The organism is Streptomyces sp. NPDC127098 (genome assembly GCF_042722465.1).
Taxonomy (GTDB): Bacteria; Actinomycetota; Actinomycetes; order Streptomycetales; family Streptomycetaceae; genus Streptomyces; species Streptomyces millisiae.
The window spans coordinates 1-4,709 of the sequence record NZ_JBHXFJ010000135.1 but is presented as its reverse complement, the minus strand read 5'-3'; the positions used below and the strand labels follow the sequence as shown (position 1 = coordinate 4,709).

At 72.4% G+C, this 4,709-nt stretch carries 5 protein-coding genes and 1 rRNA gene; all 6 read left to right on the top strand.

The window, feature by feature from the left end:
• Window positions 1–91 (top strand): 5S ribosomal RNA (gene rrf, locus ACFWI8_RS36095); the annotation flags it as partial.
• Window positions 92–166: 75 nt separating this feature from the next.
• A complete protein-coding gene (locus tag ACFWI8_RS36090) occupies window positions 167–1,342 on the top strand; it encodes an acetoin utilization protein AcuC (protein WP_387100440.1) in 1,176 nt (391 codons plus the stop codon).
• 632 nt (window positions 1,343–1,974) lie between these two features.
• Window positions 1,975–2,181 (top strand): helix-turn-helix domain-containing protein, encoded by a 207-nt coding sequence (locus ACFWI8_RS36085; protein ID WP_052849337.1) that lies wholly within the window; start codon window positions 1,975–1,977, stop codon window positions 2,179–2,181.
• A 127-nt stretch (window positions 2,182–2,308) separates the two neighbouring features.
• Complete coding sequence (locus tag ACFWI8_RS36080; protein WP_003948845.1) at window positions 2,309–2,407, top strand: 30S ribosomal protein bS22; 99 nt, start codon at window positions 2,309–2,311, stop codon at window positions 2,405–2,407.
• Window positions 2,408–2,483: 76 nt separating this feature from the next.
• On the top strand, window positions 2,484–3,506 hold the full coding sequence (locus ACFWI8_RS36075; RefSeq protein ID WP_387100442.1) for an NAD-dependent epimerase/dehydratase family protein: 1,023 nt from the start codon (window positions 2,484–2,486) through the stop codon (window positions 3,504–3,506).
• On the top strand, window positions 3,499–4,485 hold the full coding sequence (locus tag ACFWI8_RS36070; RefSeq protein ID WP_387100438.1) for a lysophospholipid acyltransferase family protein: 987 nt from the start codon (window positions 3,499–3,501) through the stop codon (window positions 4,483–4,485). Before ACFWI8_RS36075 ends, ACFWI8_RS36070 begins: the two co-directional genes overlap by 8 nt.
• Window positions 4,486–4,709 lie beyond the last annotated feature (224 nt).

The window sequence follows — 4,709 nt, the reverse complement described above, 5'->3', positions numbered from 1 at the left end:
GCCCGGTTACATTCCGAACCCGGAAGCTAAGCCTGCCAGCGCCGATGGTACTGCATGGGGGACCGTGTGGGAGAGTAGGTCGCCGCCGGACAATTGTTGAAGAAAGGGCCCCGCCAAGGTTGTTGACCTTGGCGGGGCCCTTTCCTGCTTTGTTACCGTGGCCGCCATGAGTGGTGAAGCGCGGCTGATGTGGGACGAGGGTGTCACCCGGTACGACTTCGGCCCCGGGCATCCGATGGACCCGTTGCGGCTGGATCTGACCATGCGGTTGGTCGAGGCGTTCGGACTCGACCGGCACATCGAGGTCGTCGCGGCCGAGCCGGCCGACGACGCGGCGCTGGGGCTCGTACACCAGGCCGACTACCTCGCCGCGGTGCGGCGGGCCTCCGCCGAACCTCGGGACGCAGACGAGCGGATGGGCCTCGGGACCCCGGACACGCCGGCCTTCCCCGGCATGCACGAGGCGTCCGCGCTGATCGCCGGTCAGTCACTCGCCGGCGCCGAGGACATCTGGCGCGGCGACGTCCGGCACGCCGTCAACTTCTCCGGAGGGCTGCACCACGCGATGCCCTCGGCCGCCTCCGGGTTCTGCGTCTACAACGACGCGGCAGTCGCCATCGCCAGGCTGCTGGAGCTCGGCGCCGAGCGCGTCGCCTACGTCGACCTGGACGTGCACCACGGGGACGGCGTGCAGACCGCGTTCTGGGACGACCCGAGGGTGTTGACCGTCTCCCTCCACGAGCATCCGCGGTTCCTCTTCCCCGGCACCGGACGGCCCGAGGAGAGCGGCGGGCCCACGGCACCTGGCAGCGCGGTCAACGTGGCGCTGCCAGCCGGCACTTCCGACGCCGGCTGGCAGCGGGCGCTGCATGCGGTGGTGCCCGAACTGCTCACCGAGTTCCGGCCCCAGGTGCTGGTGACCCAGCACGGGGCCGACACCCACTTCGAGGACCCCCTCGCCCACCTCACGCTCAGCCTCGACGCCCAGCGGGCCGCCGCCGAAGCCTGCCACCAGTGGGCGCACGAGCACGCCGACGGACGGTGGTTGGCTCTTGGCGGCGGCGGATACGCGATCATCGACGTCGTGCCGCGGATCTGGACGCATGTGGTCGCCATCGCGGCCCACCGGCCCATCGAGCCGGCGACGCCGACACCCGAGGAGTGGCGGTCCGCCGTGTACGCGCGGACCAGGGAGGCAGGGCCGCAGCGGATGACCGACGGGCGGCGGCCGTCCTGGCGGGGGTGGGAAGCAGGCTACGATCCGGCCGACGAGGTCGACCGGGCCGTGCTCGCCACCCGGCGGGCCGTGTTTCCGGCGCGTGGGCTGCTGCCCGAGCACTGAAGGGCGCCCCCGGGCGAGGAGGCGCGGCCGCTCCCGGGCCGTTCGCCGCTGGGGTGCTACGTCGAGGCGTCCGGGGGGCCCCGACGCGAGCGGAGGGCGTGCGCTCACATCACCGCAGGGGTGATGTGTCGACAAAACGACCCGATTCGGTCTACGTCGTCCGGAGGGCCGTGAACGGCCGCCCGCTCTCCGGGCTCACGGCTCGAACACGTCTTCAGCACCCCGCACCTCGATGCCTCACACCTGTTTCCCGGCTTCCCCACGCGTGGCCGGCCTGGGGTGCGGCCGCGGCCGGCCGTCGGGCGGTCGGCGCAGGTCAGCCGGGGAGTCAGGGCGCGGAACCACGAGACGTCGGAGGGCCACCGGGGTTGGCGGGGCGGGCGAGGGGCAGCGTCCACACAGCGGTTCCATCCGCTGACTCCCGCCGAGCCCGCCACGGTGAACCGCTCGCGCGCTATGTGCTCAAACGGGCTTCTCTGTCACGTTAAGAGCCCGCTCGCTGTAAACGGCCGGTTGGGGCACCTCTTCCCCACTCGCATCACCCGCCCCTAATCTGGGGAGGAGCGCACATGCGAGAGGGAGTCACCGGAGGGGAAGCCGGTGTCCGACATGTGCGGAAGGTCAGGTGTTACATGGCTGCTGAAAGGCTTCTGAGCGAGGCCAAGTTCCTGACCGTGGCGGAGGTCGCCGCGGTGATGCGAGTCTCCAAGATGACCGTGTACCGGCTGGTGCACGCCGGTCATCTGCCCGCGATCCGGGTGGGAAGGTCCTTCCGGGTTCCCGAGCAGGCGGTTCACGAGTACCTCCGGGAGTCCTTCGTCGGCGTCGAAAGCGCCTGACGAGGGGCGGTGCCCTTCGACGCCCCTCGATTAACCCGTATCACTCGGTGACCGGTAGGCTGACCCCATGTAGGTCGTGTGGGCTCGGACGCCCCGCACCGAGTAAACGAAGTGAGCGAGGGTAGTCGTGGGCTCTGTTATCAAGAAGCGGCGCAAGCGGATGGCGAAGAAGAAGCACCGCAAGCTGCTGAAGCGTACGCGCGTGCAGCGCCGCAACAAGAAGTGAGCGAGCGCCGCTGATTCGGCCCTCCCGTCCGTGGCGACGGGAGGGCCCCATGCGTTTCCGGAGTGGGGTGGCGCTTGTGGGCAGGACCGTGCTCGTGACCGGTGCCGCCCGGCAGTTGAGCGGGCGGTTCGTGCGTGGCATCAGGCACGATCCGGAGGTGAGCCGGGTCGTCGGCGTGGACACGCGCCGACCCGGCTACCCGCTCGGCGACATGCGGTTCGTGCGGGCCGACATCCGGCAGCCGTCGATCGCGACGGTGCTCGCCGAGCACCGGGTCGACACCGTGGTGCACCTGGACGTCCAGGGGGTCGCGGCCTCGCCCGGCGTGGGCCGTGCCGCGGTGAAGGAGCGCAACGTGTTGGGCACGCTCCAGCTGTTGGGCGCCTGCCAGAAGGTGCCGGGGCTGCGGCGGCTCGTCGTCGCGTCGAGCACCCAGGTCTACGGCAGCGGGGCCCGCGATCCCGCGGTGGTCTCGGAGAGCGCCCCGGAGCGGCCCCAGCCGGGCGGCGGGTTCGCCCAGGACGTGGTCGAGGTCGAGGGCTATGTGCGGGGGTTCGGGCGGCGGCGGCCGGACGTCGCGGTGACCGTGCTGCGGTTCGCGCACCTGCTGGGGCCCGGCGCGGAGTCGGCGCTCGGCGCGTACTTCCGGCTTCCGGTGCTGCCCACGGTGCTGGGCTTCGACCCCCGGCTGCAGTTCGTGCACGAGCACGACGCCGTCGAGGTGCTGGCGGCCGCGGTGCGCGACCCGGCGCTCGTCGGCACGTTCAACGTGGCCGGGGACGGCGTGCTGCTGCTCTCGCAGGCGGCGCGGCGACTCGGCCGGCCCACGGTGCCGGTGGCCGGCCCGCTGACGCCCTGGCTCGGGATGGTGCTGCGGGCGGCCGGCGTGGACGGGATATCCGGCGAGCAGTTCAGGGCCCTGGTGCACGGTCGGGTGGTCAGCACGGCGCGGTTGCGGGCGGCGCTCGGCGGCCCGTTGGAGTACTCGACGGCCGACGCGTTCGTGGACTTCGCCGCGGCGCACGGCCCAGGGCTGCTGGCCCCCGAGCGGGTGGGGCGGGCCCTTGACCGGATGGAAGGGGCGCTGCGGCATGGCTGACGCCAAGGTCATTCCGATCGGACCGGTCGGGGAGGGCGGCGGCCGGCGATCCCGGGACGAGCGAGACGAGGGGGAGGCGGCGGCCGGCGAGGCGTCGTTGACGTCGCTGGCCGGGAAGGTCGCGGAGCGCGGGGCTGGCGGCGGGCTCGACCAGGCGCTGGCGCGGAGCTTCGCCTTCCTGCGACGCCGGCTCACCGGCGACTACGAGGTCGACGACTTCGGCTTCGACCAGGACCTGACGGACGAGGTGCTGCTGCGGCTGCTGCGGCCGGTGTTCGAGCGGTACTTCCGGGTCGAGGTGCGGGGGATCGAGAACATACCGACCGACGGCGGCGCGTTGATCGTCGCGAACCACTCGGGCACGCTGCCGTGGGACGGGCTGATGTTGCAGGTGGCGGTGCGGGACCGGCACCCGGCCGAGCGACATCTGCGACTGCTCGGCGCGGACCTGGTGTTCCAGCTGCCGGTGGTCAACGAGCTGGCGCGGAAGGCGGGGCACACGCTGGCGTGCGCGGAGGACGCGCAGGAGCTACTTGAGCGTGGCGAGTTGGTCGGCGTGATGCCGGAGGGGTTCAAGGGGCTCGGTAAGCCGTTCGCCGACCGGTACCGGCTGCAGCGCTTCGGGCGCGGTGGCTTCGTGGCGACGGCGCTGCGGGCGCGGGTGCCGATCGTGCCGTGCTCGATAGTGGGGGCCGAGGAGATCCACCCGATGGTGGGGAACTCCCGGGTGCTGGCGCGGCTGTTCGGCCTGCCGTACTTCCCGGTGACGCCGACGTTCCCCTGGCTCGGACCGCTGGGCGCGGTGCCGCTGCCGACGAAGTGGACCATCCAGTTCGGGGAGCCGCTGGAGACCAGGGACCAGCCGCCGGAGGCGGCGGAGGACCCGATGCTGATGTTCCAACTGACGGACCAGGTGCGGGAGACGATTCAGCACACCCTCTACAAGCTCCTGGTGGCGCGGCGGTCGGTGTTCTTCTGACGGTCTCCATCGGCGGGGCCTGACCCGGCTGGGCCGGGTTTTCTCCCACCCACCGCCCTTCTCCGCGCTTCGCGCGGAGCGCCCTGGCGGGCGCCCGCCAGGGGGCCGCTCCTGGCCGGGTGCCGGGTCACGGGCCTGGCGGCCCGATGCCGGCGAGCGGGCCCTGCGGCGAAGTCGCCTGGGCCTGGCGGCCTGCGGCCCGGCGCCTGCGGCGCAGCCACCGG

Bases quoted from the DNA above. Each gene is read 5' to 3' on its own strand.
- ACFWI8_RS36090 (WP_387100440.1), top strand. From the start codon at position 167: ATGAGTGGTGAAGCGCGGCTGATGTGGGACGAGGGTGTCACCCGGTAC.
- ACFWI8_RS36085 (WP_052849337.1), top strand. From the start codon at position 1,975: ATGGCTGCTGAAAGGCTTCTGAGCGAGGCCAAGTTCCTGACCGTGGCG.
- ACFWI8_RS36070 (WP_387100438.1), top strand. From the start codon at position 3,499: ATGGCTGACGCCAAGGTCATTCCGATCGGACCGGTCGGGGAGGGCGGC.